Source organism: Gammaproteobacteria bacterium, assembly GCA_028817255.1.
Taxonomy (GTDB): Bacteria; Pseudomonadota; Gammaproteobacteria; order Porifericomitales; family Porifericomitaceae; genus Porifericomes; species Porifericomes azotivorans.
Window position 1 is genome coordinate 1 of sequence record JAPPQA010000024.1, and the last position, 21,255, is coordinate 21,255.

The 21,255-nt window shown below is 62.7% G+C and carries 21 protein-coding genes and 2 tRNA genes; 15 read left to right on the plus strand and 8 right to left on the minus strand.

All coding sequences use genetic code 11. The annotated features are described in order from the left end of the window. Positions 1-202 precede the first annotated feature (202 nt). The 6 genes from OXU43_00950 to OXU43_00975 all read right to left on the minus strand — a co-directional run bounded on the left by OXU43_00950 (position 203) and on the right by OXU43_00975 (position 5,537). A complete protein-coding gene (locus OXU43_00950) occupies positions 203-592 on the minus strand; it encodes a VOC family protein (GenBank protein MDD9823742.1) in 390 nt (129 codons plus the stop codon). A gap of 163 nt (positions 593-755) precedes the next feature. After that, the gene (locus OXU43_00955; protein MDD9823743.1) at positions 756-1,043 is read right to left on the minus strand and encodes a hypothetical protein; all 288 of its coding nucleotides are present in this window, start codon (positions 1,041-1,043) and stop codon (positions 756-758) included. A gap of 122 nt (positions 1,044-1,165) precedes the next feature. Then, positions 1,166-1,831, minus strand: a complete 666-nt coding sequence (locus OXU43_00960; GenBank protein ID MDD9823744.1) for a hypothetical protein — start codon at positions 1,829-1,831, stop codon at positions 1,166-1,168. Further along, positions 1,828-2,844: a DNA methyltransferase gene (locus OXU43_00965; GenBank protein MDD9823745.1), complete on the minus strand. Its 1,017-nt coding sequence runs from the start codon at positions 2,842-2,844 to the stop codon at positions 1,828-1,830. Before OXU43_00965 ends, OXU43_00960 begins: the two co-directional genes overlap by 4 nt. An 88-nt stretch (positions 2,845-2,932) precedes the next feature. After that, entirely contained in the window at positions 2,933-4,450 is a 1,518-nt protein-coding gene (locus OXU43_00970) for a CoA-acylating methylmalonate-semialdehyde dehydrogenase (GenBank protein ID MDD9823746.1), read from the minus strand. Positions 4,451-4,610: 160 nt separating this feature from the next. Continuing rightward, positions 4,611-5,537 carry a DUF547 domain-containing protein gene (locus tag OXU43_00975; GenBank protein ID MDD9823747.1) on the minus strand — a complete coding sequence of 309 codons (927 nt, stop codon included), beginning with the start codon at positions 5,535-5,537 and terminating at the stop codon, positions 4,611-4,613. 216 nt (positions 5,538-5,753) lie between these two features. Here OXU43_00975 and OXU43_00980 point away from each other — a divergent pair, with 216 nt between their 5' ends. From OXU43_00980 to glmS, 15 genes are all read left to right on the plus strand, one after another. Then, positions 5,754-6,272 (plus strand): TPM domain-containing protein, encoded by a 519-nt coding sequence (locus OXU43_00980; protein MDD9823748.1) that lies wholly within the window; start codon positions 5,754-5,756, stop codon positions 6,270-6,272. Continuing rightward, positions 6,269-7,069, plus strand: a complete 801-nt coding sequence (locus OXU43_00985; GenBank protein MDD9823749.1) for a TPM domain-containing protein — start codon at positions 6,269-6,271, stop codon at positions 7,067-7,069. The genes OXU43_00980 and OXU43_00985 overlap by 4 nt, the downstream gene beginning before the upstream one ends. A gap of 241 nt (positions 7,070-7,310) precedes the next feature. Then, positions 7,311-7,388: transfer RNA gene (locus tag OXU43_00990), tRNA-Val, on the plus strand. 95 nt (positions 7,389-7,483) lie between these two features. Next, complete coding sequence (locus tag OXU43_00995) at positions 7,484-7,624, plus strand: hypothetical protein (GenBank protein ID MDD9823750.1); 141 nt, start codon at positions 7,484-7,486, stop codon at positions 7,622-7,624. 83 nt (positions 7,625-7,707) lie between these two features. After that, a complete protein-coding gene (gene thrS, locus OXU43_01000; GenBank protein MDD9823751.1) occupies positions 7,708-9,654 on the plus strand; it encodes a threonine--tRNA ligase in 1,947 nt (648 codons plus the stop codon). Further along, positions 9,654-10,172, plus strand: coding sequence for a translation initiation factor IF-3 (infC, locus tag OXU43_01005; protein MDD9823752.1), 519 nt, complete (start codon positions 9,654-9,656; stop codon positions 10,170-10,172). The genes thrS and infC overlap by 1 nt, the downstream gene beginning before the upstream one ends. A gap of 6 nt (positions 10,173-10,178) precedes the next feature. Next, a complete protein-coding gene (gene rpmI, locus OXU43_01010; protein ID MDD9823753.1) occupies positions 10,179-10,376 on the plus strand; it encodes a 50S ribosomal protein L35 in 198 nt (65 codons plus the stop codon). 9 nt (positions 10,377-10,385) lie between these two features. Next, complete coding sequence (gene rplT / locus OXU43_01015; GenBank protein ID MDD9823754.1) at positions 10,386-10,745, plus strand: 50S ribosomal protein L20; 360 nt, start codon at positions 10,386-10,388, stop codon at positions 10,743-10,745. Between the two features lie 33 nt (positions 10,746-10,778). After that, positions 10,779-11,771 carry a phenylalanine--tRNA ligase subunit alpha gene (gene pheS / locus OXU43_01020; protein MDD9823755.1) on the plus strand — a complete coding sequence of 331 codons (993 nt, stop codon included), beginning with the start codon at positions 10,779-10,781 and terminating at the stop codon, positions 11,769-11,771. Positions 11,772-11,780: 9 nt separating this feature from the next. After that, positions 11,781-14,174 carry a phenylalanine--tRNA ligase subunit beta gene (pheT, locus tag OXU43_01025; GenBank protein MDD9823756.1) on the plus strand — a complete coding sequence of 798 codons (2,394 nt, stop codon included), beginning with the start codon at positions 11,781-11,783 and terminating at the stop codon, positions 14,172-14,174. A gap of 29 nt (positions 14,175-14,203) precedes the next feature. Further along, complete coding sequence (locus OXU43_01030) at positions 14,204-14,518, plus strand: integration host factor subunit alpha (protein ID MDD9823757.1); 315 nt, start codon at positions 14,204-14,206, stop codon at positions 14,516-14,518. After that, positions 14,499-14,849: a MerR family transcriptional regulator gene (locus tag OXU43_01035; protein ID MDD9823758.1), complete on the plus strand. Its 351-nt coding sequence runs from the start codon at positions 14,499-14,501 to the stop codon at positions 14,847-14,849. Before OXU43_01030 ends, OXU43_01035 begins: the two co-directional genes overlap by 20 nt. Positions 14,850-14,889: 40 nt before the next feature. Beyond that, positions 14,890-14,966, plus strand: a tRNA-Pro gene (locus OXU43_01040). 45 nt (positions 14,967-15,011) lie between these two features. Beyond that, positions 15,012-15,527, plus strand: coding sequence for a tetratricopeptide repeat protein (locus OXU43_01045; protein ID MDD9823759.1), 516 nt, complete (start codon positions 15,012-15,014; stop codon positions 15,525-15,527). A gap of 31 nt (positions 15,528-15,558) precedes the next feature. Beyond that, on the plus strand, positions 15,559-17,436 hold the full coding sequence (gene glmS / locus OXU43_01050) for a glutamine--fructose-6-phosphate transaminase (isomerizing) (protein MDD9823760.1): 1,878 nt from the start codon (positions 15,559-15,561) through the stop codon (positions 17,434-17,436). A gap of 73 nt (positions 17,437-17,509) precedes the next feature. Here glmS and OXU43_01055 read toward each other — a convergent pair whose 3' ends face one another. Continuing rightward, complete coding sequence (locus OXU43_01055) at positions 17,510-19,516, minus strand: SCO family protein (GenBank protein ID MDD9823761.1); 2,007 nt, start codon at positions 19,514-19,516, stop codon at positions 17,510-17,512. 124 nt (positions 19,517-19,640) lie between these two features. Beyond that, positions 19,641-21,053 (minus strand): selenium-binding protein, encoded by a 1,413-nt coding sequence (locus tag OXU43_01060; GenBank protein ID MDD9823762.1) that lies wholly within the window; start codon positions 21,051-21,053, stop codon positions 19,641-19,643. Positions 21,054-21,255: the final 202 nt, after the last annotated feature.

Sequence of the window (21,255 nt, forward strand, 5' to 3'; positions counted from 1 at the left end):
CACATTGCAGCGTCTGGCGGCCGCCCCTCCCTTACAAGGAGCGCGAAGCGCGCGCTTTCTATGCGGGATTCCGGCTTTCGCCGGAATGACGAGGTGGTGACATGGGAATGGCGGAGTAGGCTTTATACGCTGGATGCCCATAGGGTTTCTGCACAGACTGGAAAGCCGGAATCCAGCAGAAAAAGAGCGCGGGACGCGCGCGTCAGTTCGCTTGATACAGCATGATTAAATTTCCGCAGGTGTCGTCAAACACCGCCGAAGACGCGCCTCCGCAGGTTACAACTTCGGTGCGAAACTGCACCCCCTGCCGCTTCAAACGCGCACATTCCTTTGCCACATCGTCAACCAAAAACGCGGTAAGCGGAATCCCCTCATCGTAAAGCGCGCGTTTGTAAGTTTTGGTCGGCGGATGCTCGCCGTTTGGCTCTAACATCAATTCAGCACCGTCCGGCTCGGTTTTGGAAACCAAGGTGATGAGGCGCGTATCGCCCATCGGCTCGTCGCGCTTTTTGACAAAGCCCAAAACGTCCGTATAAAACGCGAGTGCCTTGTCCAAATCCGAAACGAAGACGCTGGTCAGTTTGATTTTCATCACGCCAATTCCCGCTCTTCGCCCTCGCCCACGCCGGGCTTGAGGTGTATTTCGTGATGCCCCTTAGCAGCCGGCGCCTGACGGCTTGTCTGCTGCGACTCCCCCTTCAGGCGGGAGCGATGGGAAGAGCGTGGCGCCCGCCGCTCCCATGGCGGCATGGCGCTCAGAACCACTGCAAACCCTCGTGCAGAATCCGGTAGATGTTGGCGATGGTCATGTAGTAGAGGGCGCCGATCGCCAGGATGACCGGGATGCTGACGGCGTCCGGCACCAGCCGCCGCTGGCGGATGACGTAAATCGAAATCAGGACGAACGGCACTATGAGACAGAAGAAATCCAACGCGAAAGCCGTTGCCAGCGAAAACGTGGCGAAAAACCAGGGCGCGGCGACGGCCAGGCCGCCGGCCAGCCACACGACCAGAACCGCAAGCGAGACATAGAACTTGTTCATTTTTCAGGCTCTCCTTATGAGGCATGAAGGCGGAACGCCGCCAGCGCGCCGTCCGCGTGCGTTTGCCGCCCGGCGTATCCGCATTATGGCACATCGCCGCCGGATAGGTCATGACTTTTCTTTTATCCCTCTTTATCCTGCCAGTATCGCTTTACTTTCTTGAAGTAATTCATCCGCTCATTTATTTTTAGAATTTCCTTCGGGTAGAAATCAAGCAAGTTAGCGCACATGTCGAGCATCCAGTCTTTGCGCTTGTTCCCTGGCAATACGGTAACCACATTAGCGTTTGCGATTTGAATCTGCCCCCAGCCGAGAGCGCCAAGCGTAAGACAATTCCAGGAAAGAAATTCTATCGGAACAAATGTAACCTTATCAACGATTACCTTTAAATCTTCCGCCCGGTAGTCAGTTTTTAATATAGTGAAGTAGTTGTTGTCGTCTTCGTAAAATCGGGAAAGCCTTTCAACCGAGGTAAGATTCGGCATACTGAATTGCGTATCGAGCCGATGCGTTTTTACATCTACAACATAATAAAAATCGTCTTTGTCCGCGAATGCGATATCGGCCATTGCCCGACGCGCAAATTGGGCCGAGTATCCCTTGGACAGATTGCCCAGTATTTCGCCGAAGTTTTCAACAAGGATATTTTCTATTGCATCGCCAACGGCGCGTGGATTGTTGATTGTGCTGGACGACAGGAATTCGTTTTGTTTGTTGAGAAAACGCTTAATTTCACTTGCTATGTTTTTGTATGTGTCCGTATGGAATATTTTACTTTTCCGTATCACGGCAATTTATCGCTGAACAAGGGTGTCTGAATTTCTGGCTTGCTCTTATTTCCGTTGTTGCCGTTCAATTGTTCATAGAGGGTATTGCGCTCCCAGAAAACATCGTCGGAGTAACCCTGAATGGTTTTGTCCGATTCCGCTATTGCAAGGCGTTTTTCAGCCAGACAACCATAGAGTTCGTCTATCTCGATTCCCACATAGCGCCGTCCCAGTTTTTTTGCAACTACCGATGCAGTGCCCGATCCAAGAAATGGATCGAAGACTACGTCTCCCGGTTTCGAGCTTGCGAGCAGAATCTTGGCAACCAGTTTTTCTGGTTTCTGCGTTGGATGATCCGTGTTTTCCGGCATGGACCAAAAAGGGATTGTTATGTCAGTCCAGATGTTCGAGGGATGGGTCAATCGGTATTTTCCACCCCGCTCTTTGCCCCAGTCTTTTGCTTTTCCCGAGTCATCGCGATAAGGCGCAATGACTTTTCTTTTCATTTTTACGGCGTCAATATCAAAATGGTAATTTTTTGACATTGTGCAGAACCACACATCCTCAGAACCGTTTTTCCAATTCGCTTTCGCGCCGCGGCCTTTTTCCCTCTCAAAAGTGATGCGGTTTTGAACCCGCAGGTATTTCCTGGCGACATTGAAGATCGCGCCCGATGATTTCCAGTCGCCGCAAATGTAAACCGATGCCGTCGGCTTCAACAGGCGAATCATTTTGCTTACCCAGGAATCCAGCCACTTTTCGTACCTTTCCGACTCCATTTCCCTGAAATTAGAGAGATTGAATGTTTTGCTCATATTGTATGGCGGATCGGCAAAAACCAAATCAACAAACCGCTCCGGCAGATAATCCAGCACATCGAAAATATCCTGGCGAATGGTCTTGTTCAAGATACTGTCAGCGGCAACCGGCCGGTCAATTCTGACCAGCCGTTTTTGGTATTTTTCCCGCTCGGTTTCGCTTAACTCAATCGTTCGATTGCGGGGAGCCCGTTGCATCGGATTGCGATTATTCATGCCAGGCCCGCAACCCTGTTTGCGCGGCGGGCAGGGGCGGCGCAAAGGGCGGCAGGAATAAATTGGACGAATTCGGACGCCACGGCACTTAATGTTCTCCGCCGCCTTTGAAGTGAAACATCGCGCCCGAACGGATGCCCGATGGCCATCTCGCGGTGACGCTTTTCATGCGCGTGTAGAAGCGCACGCCCTCGGGGCCGTGTATGTGGTGGTCGCCGAACAAGGAACGCTTCCAACCGCCGAAGCTGTGATAGGCCAGCGGCACCGGAATGGGGACGTTGACGCCCACCATGCCGATTTGCGCGCGGCTCACGAACTCCCGGGCGGCATCGCCGTCGCGGGTGAAAATGGCGCAGCCGTTGCCGTATTCATGCGCGTTCACCAGTCGTAGCGCCTCGTCAAAAGATTCGGCGCGGACGATGCTGAGCACCGGCCCGAAGATCTCGTTTTTATAAACGGACATGGCCGGGGTTACTTGGTCGAAAATGGTGCCGCCGATAAAGCATCCGTCCTCGTGCCCCGGCACCGTGCAGTCGCGCCCGTCCAGCACCAACTCGGCGCCCTCGGCCACGCCCCGGTCAATACAGTTGCGGATGCGTTCCCTGGCCTGCGGCGTAATCACCGGTCCCATCTCCGCCCGGTTGTCGGTGTAAGGTCCGACCTTGAGGGCCGCCACCCGCGGCTTCAGCTTCCGAACCAGCTCGTCGCCGATGTCGTCGCCTACCGTCACCACCACCGAGACGGCCATGCACCGCTCCCCGGCCGAGCCGTAGGCGGCGCCGACCGCGGCATCCACGGCTTGCGCTATGTCGGCGTCCGGCATTACCACCATGTGGTTTTTGGCCCCGCACAGCGCCTGTACGCGCTTGCCATGGGCGCAACCGGTGCGATAGACGTATTCGCCGACGGCGGTGGAGCCGACGAAACTCACGCTTGCGATTCGCGCATCGCTGAGCAGGACGTCCACGGCCTCCTTGTCGCCGTTGACAACATTGAGGGCGCCATCGGGCAGGCCGGCCTCGCTCATTAACTCGGCGAGCATGAGCCCGCAGGACGGGTTCTTTTCCGACGGCTTGAGTACGAAGGTATTGCCGCAGGCGAGGGCCAGCGGAAACATCCACATCGGCACCATGACCGGGAAGTTGAACGGCGTGATGCCGGCGCACACGCCGAGGGGCTGCCGCATGCTCCACGAATCCACGCCGCCGGCCACCTCCTGGCTGTATTCGCCTTTCAGCAGTTGCGGGATGCCGCAGGCGAACTCCACCACCTCCAGGCCGCGGGCGATGGAGCCGGCCGAATCCGCCAGCGTTTTGCCGTGCTCTTCCGACAAGAGCCGGGCGAGTTGCGGCGTGTTGCGCCTGACCAGATCGCGGAATTGGAACAGGACTTGCGCGCGCTTGCCGGCCGGGGTTGCCGCCCAGCCGGGGAAGGCGGCCTCGGCGGCGGCGATCGCCTCGCGCACCTGGTTGGCGTCGGCCAGCGGCACCCGCTTGGCTGCCTTGCCCGTGGCCGGGTTGAATACATCGCCGAAACGCGCCCCCTTGCCGGCGACGCGCTGTCCGTTAATGTAGTGGCTGAGCACTTTTTGCGCTGCCATGCTCATGGCAGCTTCTTTGGCCACGGTGTTCACAGCGCCTCCCATTATAACGGAATCGGAAGAGGTGGCGCATGGCGCCCCAGCGCGGAACGTACGCAGGAAGGAGGGCGGCCCCGTGGGGCTCTGGGGCTCTGTCATGCCCGGCAGGGGTGTCGGATACGCGCCTTCACCGCGGGGGGGCTCGAGGTGTTGGCGGCGAGGCCGCGGTGTTGAGGCGCCAGTCGTAGTCCAGGTAGCGGATGCGCGGCGGCACGGAGCGCATTCGCAGCCAGGCTGCCGCATCGGCGGGAGCGTGGCGCAGCACGAAGGCCGGCACGCCGCCAGTGGCATCGAAGTCGCTCGCGAACCAGCGGAAGACGGGATTGAGATACAACGTTTGCGCCTTGCGGTCCACGCGCAGACCCTTGCGAGAGTCGGCGAGCCAGCGGCGCATGCCGTCGTCAAGCTGCGCATCCAGCGTCTCCGGCCGGTAGGGCACGCGCGACAGCGAGGGGCAGGAGAGCGAGGCGCACACGATTGCGCCGTGAACGCGCGGCTCTCCCATCGGGCGCAAAATCTCATGTTCGATCTCATGCAGCGTTCGGGTCCGTCCCGCCGCCATGCCCGCCGGGCGCCTCCACACGGGGCGCAACAGCGAACCGATGTCGCGGATGCTTTGCGGCGGCGCGTGGCGCACCACCATGTCAATGGCCAGCACGTTGTAGGCGTTGATCCAGAAGGCCAACCGTTCTGCCTGTGTCGTGCCGGGGCCGTCAGCCGCCGCGAGGCTCGCAACGAGCCGCCGCCAGTCGGCGGCGGCGTTGTTGACGGCGGCGGATTGCCTGGAATCGGGAGCGCCGCCGCGTAGCGCCGCGTAATCCACGCGCACGCCGGCCACATCCGGTACCGATTGCGTATGCTCCGCCAGCAGCCGCGCATAGAGCGCCAGGTCGAGGCCGGCGGCGCTCGGCGGCGCGCAGAGCAGCGCAACGCAAAACAGTGCGGCGCCAGGTACGCGCAAGGAGTTTTGGCCGCACCCCTGCATCGGCAGGGGCGCGAGTTGCGGCTTGCGGGGAGCGCCCGCACGATGAGGAGATTCGAAGATTCTTGCCATTGCGGTTCTGCCGTGCCGTTCGAGGCGCCGGTGTCGGCTGCATTGCGGCGTCTGCCGGATTCGCCTGCCCTGGCATTTTAACAGCGAGGGAAGGTTGCCGCGGATGCCCGCGCGGCAGGGGAAATTCCTTGCCCCAGGCCACATTATCGGGTAACTTGGAGTGCATAAGAAGAGGCGCCCTCCGAAGCGGGGGAGGCGCGGAGAGGCAAGCGGCAAATGGCGGGCAGTGCGGATACGGAGGAGAATATGGAGGGCCAGGACAAGTTCTTTACGGCGGAAGACGAGCAGCAAATCCTGTCGGCGATTCGGGAGGCCGAGTCGCGCACCTCGGGCGAAATTCGGGTGCGCGTGGAAAAGAAGGCAGGGAAGAATCCGATGGCGCTTGCCCGCAAGGCATTCGAGGCCCTGGGGATGCGCGACACGGAATTGCACAACGGGGTCCTGTTCGTCATCGTGCCGGAAGACCACATCTTCGTGGTCTTCGGCGACGATGGGATTAACGACAGGGTGCCGAAGGGTTTCTGGGACGAGGTCAGGGACACGGTACTGCGGGACTTTCGCGCAGGGCTCTTCGCGCGGGGGCTGTCCGCGGGGATCCGGCTGGCAGGCGAACAGCTGGCGGCTTTCTTCCCGGTGCAGAAAGACGATATAGACGAGCTGCCCAATGCGATCTCGTATGCGGAAGACGAGGCGGCGGAGGCGGCGGCAGAAAACGGCAAGGAAGGCACCGGATGAACCCGGTTGCGGCGCGCAGAGCTGGAACCATTTGCCTGGCGGTTCTGCTAGGGGGATGGTTGGGCGCCGTTCTCGCGCCGGCCGCCCTGGCGCAGGCCAGGGGCGGCTACCCCGAGCCGGGAGACCTCTACGTGAACGACTACGCCGGCGTCCTGAAGCAACAGGAGGTCGCGGCGATCCGCAAGATGTTCCAGGAGCTCAAGAGCACCAAGGGGGTCGAGGCGGTGGCGGTCACCATCAACTCCATCTCCGGTTACGGCACCGGCGATGTCGCCATCGAATCCTTCGCCACCAATCTGTTCAACACCTGGGGCATCGGACACAAGGAAAGGAACGACGGGATTCTGATTCTGGTGGCGATCCAGGACCGGAAAGTACGCATAGAACTGGGCAAGGGCTACGGCCGTGCCTATGACTCCGCCATGAAGCGGGTGATAGACGACATTATGGTCCCCCGCTTCAAGAAGGGCGACTACGGCCGGGGGATCCTTGAGGGCGGGCGCGGCGTCATTGACGGCACGTCCCGCTCCGTAGCGGGGGCGGTGCAGGAGGATCTGGCCCGCAAGCAGAGGCAGAATACGATGTGGCTGCTCGGTATCCTGGCTGTCCTGGTGGCTTGCTTTTTCGCCGGCATCTCCTGTATGCGCTCCGGCAAGAAGGGATGGGGGTATGCCTTCTTTGCCGCCGCGGGGGCTTTGCTGCTGTTCCTGTTGTTCCTGATGAGCCGGATGGCGAGAGGCGGCGGCGGTTTCGGCGGCGGCAGTTCCGGTGGCGGCGGCGCCAGCGGGGGTTGGTAGCCGCATTGGCAAAGTCCGTGCCTTGACACCCTCGTTGCGGTCCCTGACCCGGTCTGTCTGGGGATGGGGGGTAAAGAGCCGGCCTTGCCGGCTGTCGCCCTCTTTATCTCGGCGCGCTCCGCGCCCAACTCCAGCGTCAACATCGGCGGCAGGGATTGCACCGGCCAGGTAGCGGTTTGCTTTCAGAAAATCCCTTTGTCTTGAGGCAGTGGCGGCAATTGATTATGCTTGCCGCCCTCGAAGGCGCGTAGCTCAGCCCGGTTAGAGCACCACCTTGACATGGTGGGGGTCGTTGGTTCGAATCCAATCGCGCCTACCAGCGCCGCCTTTCGCTCGGTCGTCGCCCGGGAGAGAGACGGCATCTTCGCGGGGGATTTTCAGCGGATTTCCAGCAGGAGGAGAGGAGAACGGCGAGTGTACGGTAGTGTGGGCATGGATAGAGACGGGCGCGGCCTCACGGCCCGGATGCCGAAGGCGCTGCACGGCAGCTGCCAGCTTTATGCGGGCGCTGCCGGGGCTGCCGGGGCCGTCGGAGGTGCGATTCAGGATGCCTGAAGGCGGCCCGTCGCCGAGGCGGTCTTGTGTGCGTCGCCGCGTCCTGCCGTCGCCGGCGGGGCCGCGGTAGGGCAGAGGCCGCTATGCCCACCGTCACGCTCCCGGACGGACAGCAGCGCAGTTACCCGCATCCCGTCACCGTGGGCCAGGTAGCGAAGGATATCGGCGCCGGCCTGGCGCGCGCCGCGGTCGCCGGCCGGGTCGGCGACCGCCTGGTGGACCTGGGTGTGGAGGTGCAGGAGGACGCAAAGCTGCAGATCCTCACCGTCCGCGACCCGGAAGGATTGGACGTGGTCCGCCACAGTTTTGCTCACCTGCTGGGGCACGCCATCAAGCAACTCTATCCCGGAACGAAGATGAGCATCGGGCCGGTGATCGAGGACGGCTTCTACTACGATGTCGAACCGCCCATCGCCCTGACCCCCGAGGACCTCAAGCGGCTCGAGCAACGGATGCGGGAATTGAGCCGGCAGCACTACGATGTGGTGCGCGAGCCAATCAGCCGCGAACAGGCGCGGACGGTATTCCAGCAGCGCGACGAGCCGTACAAATTGGAGATCCTGGACGGGATCCCGGACGGCGAAGCCATCGCGATTTACCGGCATCAGGAGTACGTGGACATGTGCCGCGGCCCGCATGTGCCGAATACTCGCCATCTGCGCCATTTTCGCCTCACCAGGTTGGCGGGCGCATACTGGCGCGGCGACTCCAGCAAGCGGATGTTGCAGCGCATCTACGGCACTGCCTGGGCCGATCGCGAGGCGCTCGAAGCTTATCTTGAGCGCCTGCGCGAGGCCGAGCGCCGCGACCACCGCCGACTGGGGCCCCGGCTGGGGTTGTTTCACTTTCAGCCCGAGGCGCCGGGCATGGCGTTCTGGCACCCCCGCGGCTGGACCCTGTTTCGCCTGGTGCAAGGCTATATCCGCGCCCTGGTGGAGGCCAACGGTTACCGGGAGATCCATACCCCGCAGCTTCTGGACCGCGGCCTCTGGCAGCGTTCCGGCCACTGGGACAAATTCGGGCAGATGATCTTTTCCACCTCTTCCGAACAACGGGATTACGCCCTCAAGCCGATGAACTGTCCGGCGCACGTGCAGATTTTCAACCAGGGGCTGCGCAGTTACAGGGAGCTGCCGTTGCGCCTGGCCGAGTTCGGGATCGTCCACCGCAACGAGCCCTCCGGCACCCTGCACGGCCTGTTGCGGGCGCGGCGCTTCACTCAGGACGATGCCCATATCTTCTGCACTCCTGAACAACTCCAGAAAGAGGTGGGGCGCTGTATAGACTTGAGCTTCCGTGCCTACCGGGATTTCGGCTTCGCCGACACCGCGGTCGCTGTCTCCACCCGGCCGCCAGAACGGGTCGGTAGCGACGAACAGTGGGACCGGGCCGAACAGGCCCTGCAACAGGCGGTGGAGGAGAAGGGATTGTCCTGGCGCTTGCAACCCGGCGAGGGGGCGTTTTACGGCCCCAAGGTTGAGTTTGTGTTCCGGGACAGCCTGGGGCGCGCCTGGCAGTGCGGCACCGTGCAGGTGGATTTTTCCATGCCGGAGCGATTAGGTGCCGAGTATGTCGCCGCTGACGGCACCCGCCAGGCGCCAGTGATGATCCACCGGGCCATCCTCGGCTCCCTGGAGCGGTTCATCGGTATCCTGCTGGAGCATTACGCGGGCGCCCTGCCGCTTTGGTTGGCGCCGGTGCAGGCGGCGGTACTGCCCTTGAGCCAGCACCAGGCGGATTATGCCCTCCAGGTGCTGACCGCCTTGCGCGCCGCCGGCCTGCGTGCCGAGGCGGACTTGAGAAACGAAACGCTTGGCCTTAAAATCCGAGAGCATGCGATGCAGCGAGTCCCTTACCAGTTGATCGTCGGCCACCGAGAGGCGGCAAGCGGCCAGGTGTCCGTGCGTGGCCGGGAAAGTGGCGACTTGGGGGCTCGGAATTTGCAGGAGTTCATTGCCGGTTGGCGCGCCGAAGCGGAGAAGGGCCGACCGTGCCGCGATGCGCTCCCTGAAAGCGGGAGAGATTCCTAATCGCAACGCCCGAACGCCATCGGCTGAACGGCGACATCCAGGCCGCAAAAGTGCGGCTCATAGATTCGCAGGGCGGGCAGGTCGGAGTCGTCAGTATCGAGGAGGCGCGTCAGCACGCCGAGGAGGATGGCCTGGACCTGGTGGAGATCGTGCCCAAAGGCGATCCCCCGGTATGCCGGGTGATGGATTATGGCAAATACCTGTTCACGCAGAGCAAGAAACGACAGGCGGCTCGCCGCCGTCAGCGGCAGTTCCAGGTCAAGGAGATCAAGTTTCGTCCCACAACCAAGGATGGCGATTATCAGGTTAAGTTACGGAATGTGCGGCGCTTTCTCAGTCATGGCGATAAGGTCAAGGTCACGGTACGCTTTCGCGGGCGCGAAATGGTGCATCCGGAATTGGGGAGCCGGATGCTGGATCGCGTAATTGACGATGTGCGGGAGCAGGGCGTAGTCGAGCAGCCGGCGCGGATGGAAGGTCGTATGATGATCATGATCGTAGTCCCGAGCGGCAACTAGCAACCGATGCCCAAACAGAAAAGCAATCGTGGCGCCGCCAAGCGTTTTCGTCGAAGCGCCTCTGGCGCCTTTCGCCATCGTCGGTCGTTCCGCAACCACATCCTGACCAAGAAGAGCGCCAAGCGGAAACGGCAGCTGCGGTCTTCGCGGGCTGTGCACTCCAGGGATCAGCGGATCGTCTCACGCCTGTTGCCGTACCGCTGAGGCCGCTGCATGTCCAGAGTCAAGCACGGGGTGACGAGGCACGCCCGCCACCGGAAGATCATACGGCAGGCGAAGGGCTACCGGGGGCGGCGCAAGAATACCTTTCGCGTCGCCAAGCAGGCCGTGATCCGGGCGGGACAGTACGCCTACCGCGATCGCCGAGTGCGGCGACGGCGGTTTCGCTCGCTGTGGATTCTGCGCATCAACGCCGCCGCCCGCCGCCATGGGCTCAGTTACAGCCGGATGATACATGGCCTGCAACGCTCCGAAGTGGCGGTGGACCGCAAGGTGCTTGCCGATCTGGCCGTGCGTGACGAAGCGACTTTCGCCCGGCTCGCGGAACTTGCCCGCGCTACCCTTGCTTCCTGAGCCCCGCCGCCCCGGCCGCCGCGCGGGCGCCCCATGCAATCCGGAATACAAGAGCTAGAAGACCTGCGAGCCGAGGCCTTGGCGGCAATCCGGGCAGCGCCCGCCGCGGTCGAGTTGGAACAACTGCAAAGCCGTTATCTGGGCCGCCGGGGCGCCCTCACCGCTTACCTGAGGCAGTTGGGGACGTTGCCGGCTGCTGAGCGTCCACTCCTCGGCGGCAAGGCCAACCAAGTCAAGGAAGAGCTGCGACAGGCGCTGACCGCGCGCCGCCGGGAACTGGAACGCCTGCAGGTCGAGCGCCGCCTGGCGCGGGAGCGGATCGACATCACCTTGCCTGGGCGTGGAATGGCGCCGGGCAGGGCGCATCCGGTGTCTGCCACCCTGGATCGCATCGTGGCATTATTCGCCAGCATGGGTTTTGCGGTGGTATCCGGCCCCGAGATCGAGGACGAGTACCATAACTTCGAAGCCCTGAATATGCCTGCAAATCACCCGGCCCGGACTATGCACGATACGTTTTTTCTCCGCGACGGCAATCTCTTGCGTACCCACACCTCTTCGGTGCAGGTGCGGGTCATGCGCGAGCGCGCCCCTCCCTTCCAGGTCGTCGCCCCGGGCCGGGTGTACCGCCGGGATCAGGATATGACCCATTCCCCGATGTTCCACCAGGTGGAGGGGTTGATGGTGGACGAGCGGGTCGGGTTCTCCGATCTGAAGGGTCTGCTGTTCGAGTTTCTGCGGCATTTTTTCGGGCGGGCGCCGAAACTGCGTTTTCGGCCCTCTTATTTCCCTTTCACCGAGCCTTCGGCGGAGGTGGATCTGCGCCACGAGGATGATTGGCTGGAGATCCTCGGTTGCGGCATGGTGCACCCCCGGGTGCTGGAACACGCCGGCATAGACAGCGAACGCTATCTGGGGCTGGCCTTCGGCATGGGTGTAGAGCGCTTGGCCATGTTGCGCCACAGCATCGAGGATCTGCGCTTGTTTTTTGAGAACGACCTGCGTTTTCTGGAGCAATTCGGCTGAGGAAGGGGAATGCGGGTCAGCGCAATGTGGCTGCGGGAATGGGCTGCCCCGCCGTTGTCCAACGAGGAAATGGCCGAGCAATTGACCATGGCGGGCCTGGAGGTCACGGATTGCCGGCCAGCCGCGCGTCCCTTTCACGGAGTCGTGGTGGCGGAGGTCGCCGCTTGCAAGCCGCACCCCCGGCGTCCGGAACTGCGGCTTTGCCGGGTGCGCGTCGGGCAGGGAACCGGTGCAGGGTCCTGTCGCGAGGTGGTCAGCGATGCGGCGACCTTGCAGGTTGGCGCGAGGCTGGCACTGGCCCTGCCGGGCGCGACACTCCCGGACGGGAGTAAGGTTGCCGTATGCGATATCGCGGGGACGAGATCCGAGGGGAAGTTTTGCACTGCCGCCGAGTTGGAATTGACGGATACAGCCGACGGGTTACTACGGGTACATTGCAAAAAGAATAATATAGGTATAAACTTATGGGACTTTTATAAATTAGATGATGATATATTGGAACTGGCTCTTACACCCAACCGCGGCGACTGTCTCAGCACCGTTGGCATAGCCCGCGAAGTCGCACTGTTGAATCGTCTGTCGCCGCCCCAGCCGCAATTCCCGGCGGCGCAGGTGCGCGCCCGCGGGCAGAGGCCGCTGCGGGTATCCGATCCCGCCGCCTGTCCCCGCTATGTGGGCCGTCTGCTGACTGGCGTAGATGCCGGGGCGCCGCTCCCCGTTTGGTTGAGCGAGCGCTTGCGCCGCGCTGGCCAGCGCAGGGTCAACGCGGTGGTGGACATCGTTAACTACGTTATGCTGGAACTCGGACAGCCGCTGCACGCTTTCGACAACGCCTGTCTGCAAGGCGCCGTACAGGTGCGCCGAGCCGGCAAGCGAGATTCCATCACCTTGCTGGATGGCGGGGAGCGGCAACTGCGCGAGGACACTTTGGTCATCGCTGACGACCGGCGCCCCCTGGCGTTGGCCGGCATTATGGGCGGTCGGGGCAGTGCCGTCACCTTGCAAACCCGCGAGGTTTTTCTGGAGTCCGCTTATTTTGCGCCCGCCGCGCTGGCCGGCCAGGCCCGGCGCTACGGCCTGCATACCGACGCCTCGCATCGCTTCGAACGCGGTAGCGACCCGGAATTGCCGCGCCCGGCGATCGAGCGGGCCACAGCCTTGATCCTGGAGTTCTGCGGCGGTAGCGCCGCCCCGACGGTAGAGTATTGTAGTCCCCGGCACTTGCCCAAGCGGCGCCCGATCCGCCTGCGTCGGGCACGATTGCAACGGGTGCTGGGTGCCCAGTTGCCCGATCTCCCGGTGATGGAAATGCTGACGGGGCTGCAGATGGCCGCACGGGAGACGCGCGGCGGCTGGCGTGTGACGCCGCCCAGTTTTCGCGGCGATATCGAGGAAGAAATCGATCTCATCGAGGAACTGTTGCGCGTTCCCGGTTTTGAGCAGATCCCAGTGCGCCTGCCGGTCGTGCCGATGGCGCCGGGCGGGGAAGACCCGCTGTTGCGGCATAGCCGCCGGTTACGCCGGCTGCTGGCGGCTCGGGGATATTGCGAGGTGGTCAGCTATAGTTTCCTGGACGCCGATTGGCTGCGGAGCCTGCGGTTGGCGCAACCGCCGCCGCTGGAGATGGACAACCCTATTTCCGAAGAATTGGCCGTCCTGCGGACCAGTCTGTGGCCCGGCCTGCTACAGATATTGCGCTACAATTGCAGTCGTCAGCGGCAACGCATGCGGCTGTTCGAATGCGGTACCGTCTTCTCCTCGACAAGGCCCAGGGAGGAAGTGAGGCTGGGAGGGCTTATATATGGAAATTTACTTGAAGATCAATGGAATATAGATGAAAGATTATCTGATTTTTATGACATGAAACAAGATGTACAGGCATTGTTGGGGAGCTGTGACGGGCGTCCCGAGTACTGCCCTTTAGAGCATCCCGCCCTGCATCCCCGCCAGGCGGCAGAGGTCCGTGTCGGCGGCAGGAGCGTGGGCTGGCTGGGGCAGTTGCACCCGGAGTCCGCGCAACGCCTGGAATTGCCTTTCCCGCCTTGGCTGTTCGAGCTGCGCTTAGCGCCTTTGCTGGATCGGGAGCGTCTGCCGCCACGCTACCGGCCCATCTCGCGTTTCCCCTGGGTGCAACGCGATCTGGCACTGGTAGTGCCAGAGCAGATCCCGGTCGCCGCGGTCCTGGAGGCTATCCGCGACCATTGCCCGCCGGGCCTGCTGGCAGAAGCCAAGTTGTTCGACGTATTCCGGGGCGAAAGCGTGGAGGAAGGGCTAAAAAGTTTAGCGATTCGCTTGATTTTTCAAAAATTTTCAGATAGCCTCACAAATCAGGAAGTGGAGGACTGTCTAGGGCCCTTAGTAGCCATCTTGGAGCAGACCTTCGGTGCAAAGTTACGGAGTTAGGCGTCATGCAAGAGAAGGCGCAGACAAAAATGCAGAAAAGAGCAGGCACCGTCACTAAGGCCGAGATAGTAGAGCATCTCTATGAAGAAATGGGTCTTAACCGTCGGGAAGCCAAAGATATTGTGGAGATGTTCTTTGAGGAAGTCTGCCTTACCTTGGAATCCGGGCGGGTCGTCAAACTTTCCAGTTTCGGCAATTTTGAGGTTCGGTGGAAAAACGAGCGTTTGGGAAGGAATCCCAAGACCGGTGAAGATATCGCCATTAAAGCCCGGCGCGTCGTAACCTTTCGTGCCGGCCAGAAACTCAAGGCGCGGGTAGCCGCTTATGCTGGAAGTATCAAGTAGTTCCGAACTGCCGCCGATCCCTGGAAAGCGCTATTTCACCATCGGTGAAGTCAGCACCCTGTGCCAAGTGAAACCCCATGTGCTGCGCTACTGGGAACAGGAATTTATGCAACTCAATCCCTTGAAGCGGCGCGGTCGTCGCTACTATCAGCGCCATGACTTATTGTTGATTCGCCAGATCCGCAGTCTCTTGTACGGCCAGGGATACACGATCGGGGGCGCTAAGCAACAGTTGTCCAGCGAGGAGGCGCACGTGGACTCTATGCAGAGTCGGCAGATCGTTCGCCAGTTGCGTAAGGAATTGGAAGAAGTCCTGGGCATGCTCCGCTAAGCCAGGGCGGCAATTAATTTCGGGGGGCCGTATTCGGCAACGGGGCGTGGCGCAGTCTGGTAGCGCACCGCAATGGGGTTGCGGTGGTCGGAGGTTCGAATCCTCTCGCCCCGACCAGAACATCCTGCACGGGAGGGATGCCGGGAAGAGTCAGTGCGGTAGATGCGAACGTTGCGGAACAGTTTGTTGGCGTGCAGCGTAGCGGGGTGCCTGGCGGCGGTGGGGTGCAGCGCCCCCGAAGACCCGCGGGAGGCGGTCCGTGCCGGCGACTACCAGCGCGCTCGGCATCTATGGCAGTTGGCTGCCGAGCGGGGAGACAGCGATTCGCAAAACTATTCCGGGATTTTCTGTTACATGGGGCTGGGGGGCAGAAAGGACCGAGAATGCGCTTACCGTTGGTTCCAACGGGCCGCGAAGAACGGCCACGCGGCGGCTCAGCTCAACCTGGGACTGATGTATCGCTATGGTCACGGCATTCCGCAAGATCTATTTCTGGCCAACCAATGGCTCTATGCCGCCTACCTCCAGGAGCATCCGCGCGCCGAAGTCTATCTCCGTTCCCTGGGGGGGCTGGTGACGGCCAACCAGTCGCATAAGGCCAGGAGCCTCGCACGCGACTACATCCCCAACGCCCCCAGCAGAGGGCCGCGTCCGGCGGACAGCGACGAAGCGCAATGAGCGGCGGCGAGAGCGGCCGGTCCCCAGCGGCATGTGCGGCATCGTAGGGGCAGTCGCCGGGGGCGATGTCGCGCCCCGGTTGCTGGAGGGATTGCGCCGTCTGGAATACCGCGGCTACGACTCGGCGGGCTTGGCCGTGATCTCGGCCTCTGGCGCCCCGGCCCAACCTTCTTTGCGGCGGTTACGGGTGGTCGGCAAGGTGGCTGCCCTGGAGCGGGCTCTGGCCGGGCGCGAGCAGGAGTTCGCCGGTCCGTTGGGCATTGCCCATACCCGCTGGGCGACTCACGGCGCCCCGCAACGGCGAAACGCGCATCCGCATCTGGGACGGGGGCGGCGCATCGCCGTAGTGCATAATGGGATTATTGAGAACCACCAGGAGCTGCGCGACCGGCTGCAAAAGCGGGGATATCGCTTCCGCTCGGCCACCGACACCGAGGTCATCGTTCATCTGCTGGAAGACTCTCTGCAACTTAGCCGCGGCTTCACCGAGTCCTTCGCCACTGTTTTAAAGGTGTTGGAAGGCGCTTACGCCCTGGCCGTGATCGGCCTCCCGGAGCCCGGTCTCCTGCTGGCGGCGCGGCGCGGCAGCCCGTTGGTGCTCGGCATCGGCGAGGGCGCCGGTGCCGGCGAAGGCGGCTGCTATCTCGCTTCGGATGCGATGGCGCTGCCTCCGTCCCGCCGTTGCATCACCCTGGAAGACGGCGACATCGCCGAATTGCGCCGGGACGGCTGGAAGATCCGCACCGCTTCCGGGCGGGCAGCGCGCCGCCGCGAATGGCGCCTGCGCACGGATGCCGCGCTGCCTGGCAAGGGCAGGTATCCCCATTACATGCTGAAGGAGATTCATGAGCAGCCCCGGGCGCTACGGGAAACGTTGCGGCACGCGATTGACGGCGGGCGGGTCCGCGAGGATGCCTTCGGAATGGGAACGGGGCGGCTCCTGGACTGGGTGCGGGCAGTGCAGATCGTCGCCTGTGGCACCAGTTACCATGCCGGCCTGGTGGGCGCCCACTGGCTGGAAACCCTGGCCGGGGTGCCCTGCCGCGTCGCCGTGGCCAGCGAATTCCGCTATGGCCCCGCCACCGTGGCCGCGGACAGTTTGTTCGTCACCATCTCTCAGTCGGGCGAAACTGCCGATATCCTGGCCTCGCTGGGGCGGGCTCGAGACATGGGGTATCTGGGCCTGCTGGCGATTTGCAACGTCCCCGGCAGCAGCTTGACGCGCGAGGCGGATTTGGTCTTCCTTACCCGCGCCGGGCCAGAGATCGGCGTCGCTTCCACCAAGTCCTTTACTACCCAGTTGGCCGCATTGCTACTGCTCGCTGTTGCGCTGGGCCGTCGCCGCGGGCTGGCCGCCGCGCGTGAACGCCGTTTGCTGGCCGCCCTGGCCGGTCTGCCTGCCGGCGCCCTGCGCTCCGCTTTGCGGATGGCGCCCGCCGTCCGTGACCTGTCCCGCACCCTGGCGCAACGCCACCGTGCCCTCTACCTGGGTCGCGGTCCGCTCTGGCCGGCGGCTTTGGAAGGCGCCTTGAAGCTCAAGGAGATATCCTACATCCACGCCGAGGCGTATCCTGCCGGCGAACTCAAGCATGGTCCGCTGGCCCTGGTGGACGGGCACATGCCGGTGGTGGCGCTGGTACCCAAGGACCCGCTGCTGGGGAAGCTCGAGACCAACCTTCAGGAAGTGCGCGCCCGCGGCGGCCGTTTGCTGCTGTTCGCGCAGCCGGGCGCCGGCCCCGGCGCTGGCCCCGGCATCCGCAGATTGCAAGTGCCGGCGACCAGGGAACCGTTGCTGACGCCCTTCGTCTTCGCCATTCCGCTACAGCTTCTGGCCTACCACACCGGCCTGCGCCGCGGCGCCGACGTGGACCAGCCCCGCAACCTGGCCAAGTCCGTCACGGTGGAATAGCCTGTTGCCGCCGTTTTGGTCCCATGCCCCGGGGCCGGCGTCGCTTCCGGCACCGTTGTTCCCTTGCCGGGCGTCATCGTGGGTCGCCTATAGGAGCGGCGAAGGCGTCGGATATTAGCCGGTCCACGTTCGAGCCGGTCAAGGAGCGCAGGAAGGCGACCAAGGCGTCTATTTCGAGGGGCGAGAGTCCCAGAGGCCGGATGGTCGGAGACAGCGTTTCGTTGGGTTCGCCGCCCTGGTTGTAGAATTCTACGACCTCGCGCAGGGTCTTGATGCCGCCGTCATGCATGTAGGGTCCCGTTAGGGCCACGTTGCGCAGGCTGGGCGTTCTGTATTTCCAGCGGTCCGCCGGGTCTTCGGTGATTTCGTACAGACCTACGTCGTTGGGTTTTTTTTCCGAGACCGGGTCGAATAGCGCGGTCTCGATTTCCAGGTGCTGCCCCGGTGCGACCAGCAGTTTTTTCTTCGCCGGGGGGCGGGCCTTTACAGACGCGCGGTAGCCGTGCCCGGTGTTGTGCATCTTGTAGTCGCTGAACAGGGCATGTTGGTCGGTGAGCGTGTGACAGGCGATGCACCGCGCCTTGCCTGCGAATAGCCGGAAGCCCCGCATGGCTTCCGCCGTCATCGCGCCTTTTTCCTTGCCGTAATACCAGCGATCGAAGGCAGAATCGGCCGAGAGCAGGGTGCGCTGGTAGCTGGCCAGGGCCATGCCCAGGGTTTCCATGCTTAGAGTCTTGCCGAAAGCCCGCTCGAACAAGCCCTGGTAGTCGGGCAGCGATCTGATTTTGCGCAACACGACCCCGGGGGAGGGGTTTCCCATTTCGTTGCGCGCCAATAGCGGCGCCCATATTTGCAGCTCCAGGGTGTCTTCGCGGCCGTCGTGGAATAGTCTGGTCGCATAGACAACGTTGTACAGAGTGGGGCTGTTGCGGCGCACGGTGCGCCCCTCGATGCCGACGGCCGTAGCCAGTTCGTTGCTGGTGAAACCTTGTTCCGGGATGTGGCACATGGCGCAAGAGAAGGTCCCGTTCAGGGCCAGCCTGCGGTCGTAGAAGAGTTTGCGCCCCAGGGCGATCTTGTCCCCGGTGAGCCGGTTGTGCGCCGGGATTGGCGGCGGCGGCAATCCCAGGGGCGGCACGGCGGCCAGGGCGGCGAGGTCGGCCGGCTTGCCCCGCCGCTGCGTCAGGTCTTTGGCGCGCGTGCGGTAATCGCGGGTCTCGTAGCCCGTTTTGTCGTCTCCGGCGCCGTGCAGCCCGTTGCCGGGGCGCGCTTCGCCGCCGCCGTTTCCGGCGGCGCCTTCCAGCAGCAGGGTCTTTACGTCGTTGACGAGGATGTCGGGATGCAGGAAGCCGACGCTGTAGATATTTCGCAGGCGCCGCTCCCGGTCTATGAGATAGACCCGCAGCGTGTGCGAGAAGGCGCCTGTGGGCCGGCCCTGGTCGTCGTATTGTTTTTGCACGGTTTGATCGTAGTCGTCGAGGATCGGCCGCAGGCGTTCTTCGGAGGCGGCGGTCAGAAAGCGCCAGTCTATCTGTCCGCCCTGCAGGTTTGCGCCGTATTGCGCCATGATCTTCGGCGTGTCGCGCTCGGGGTCGAAACTCAGGGTCAGCAAGCGCAGATGCCGCTGCAGATCGGGTTCTTCGAGCAGGCGCGTCTTGATGCGGAAAAAGACGGCCGTCGCCAGCGGGCAGCCGTTCACGTCGTTGCAGGAGGCGTAGATGAAGCTGAGCAGAACGATCTTGTCGCCGTACAGATCGTGCAGCGAGACGGACCGGCCGCGGCGGTCCAGCACCTGGCCGTTCCCTGCCGTGCCCAGGGCGGGCAGGTCGTAGGCGCCAGGAATAGGGGCATCGAATTGCAGGGCGCCGTAGTAGCCAGGAGACAATTCTACCGACGGCAGCGCCTCGCCCTTCTGTCCCCGGGCCCGTTCCTGGGCAAGCCCTGGCGTACACCATGACATGCACCACAAGGACCAGACGGCCCATAAAGCGGTAACGAAAAGGGTGTTCCTGTGCGGCGGCGCCTGCATGGCGCTACCCGGTTTCGCGTGGCAACGCGGCTCCCCGTGCCTCGAGCTCATGCCGTAGAGAGGCGGCAGAGGCCCGGATTCGGCTGCCCTCTTAAGTGTCGGACCGACGCGCAACAACCGCCCTCGTCGCCTGTTTGCCGCCCCGGTCGTTTGGTTGGCTGGCGTTTGAGGCGCGTTACGGCGTCCTGGCGTAAAGCGATTTTGCGCCGAATCTCATCTGGTGCGGCCGGCCCAGCTTTTCCTTGTAGAAGTCAATGGTGAACTCATGCGCCAACTCCTTGCCGTCCCAGGTAAACAACTTCAGGAATTGCTCGTCTTCCGGCCCCTTCTTGTCCCAGTTGCTCAGCAGGGAAGAAGTGTAGTACTCGCGCGTCCCGTCCCAGCTGGAAGAGACCATGTTGACCTGCGAACCGATCTTTTTCTGATAGATCTGCTTGGGGTTGAAGGGATCGCTGATGTCGAACAGCCGCGTGTTTCCGTCCAGAAAGGTGTTGACCCAGAGCCGCGTGTCTTCGCTGTTGATGGAGATGTCCACGGGCAGAGGCACTTTTGCCGGGTCGCCGATGTCGGCGACGGCCTTCGCCTGCCACTCGCCCTGCGGGTCCTCGTAGATAAGCCAGATCTGCGAGGTCAGGGCGGTACTGGTGAAACAGTAATTGTGGTTCGGCTTCCAGGCGCAGCGGATCTCCAGGGGTGCGCCCGGGACGTCCAACACCTTCCTGGGTTGCCTGGTGTGCAGGTCCCAGATAACGACCGTGTTGCCCATGCGTTTCATCGCTTCCTCGTCGCTGACCAGCTTGCCGAAGTCCATCATGTAGTTGTTCCAACCGGTGAAGGAGGAGGTCACCATGACGTTGCGGCGGGGCAGGGCGCGCACGTCGTAGCCGTAGCCGTCGGCGAACTGGCCGCTCTTGCTGGCGCCGTGCAGGTTCTCGTCCGTGGGCATCCAGTGGGTCACGAGGTACTTGCCGTCGTTGGAGTATTCCACCAGCGCCGTGCGCCCGCCGTGGTCCGCGTTGTTGGACAGGCCGGTCACCATCATCCGCCCGGGCATGGCGTAGAAGGTGTGCGGCCCGACCACGCCGCCGCTTTCGGAGACGAAGGAGGTGATCGTCTTGTACAGGGACGGTTTGGCCGGGTCGGTGTGCACGTCGAAGATAAAGATCTTGTTGGTGTCCAGGCCGCCGGCCCACAGGTAGCGCCGGTCGTCGCTGAGGCCGGAATGATGCGCCTCGTTTCTGCCGCCCACGGAGAGGGTGCTGACGATCTTGCCGTAGTTTTCGTCTTTGGGGTTCACCGCGACGGTTACCAGCTTGTCCTGCGCGTCGCCCAGGCCCTCTACGCCCAGCGTCCAGACGTAAACGTAGTCTTCCTGGCCCACGATCTTCGCCATGTAGGGAGATTGACAGGTCTCGTCGGCCGCCGCCCGGGAAGGCGCGCCCGCGATGCCCGCCGCGCCGACCGCGACGGCGACGGCCAGGCTCAGCGCGGCGGCCCCGTCTTTGCGCCGCTCAGGCGAGACCCGCAGGAGATTGCGGAGAAAATTATGCAGAGGATTGCGCGGGGAATTCTGCGATTTCGGTGTCATTGTTCCGGCCTCCATTGTTTGCAGAACGCAACGTACGATTCAGGTCGCCACACGGCGGGCAACCGCCGCCAGCGTAGTTATTCCATATCATGCCGGCGGTGGAACGTCAAGGCGGCCGTGCGGGCTTCAATGCTTCCTGTGCACCGCGTAGGCGGCAATTCGGCGCAACAGCGCCGTCTTGCGCCTGTCGAAACCGTCCAGT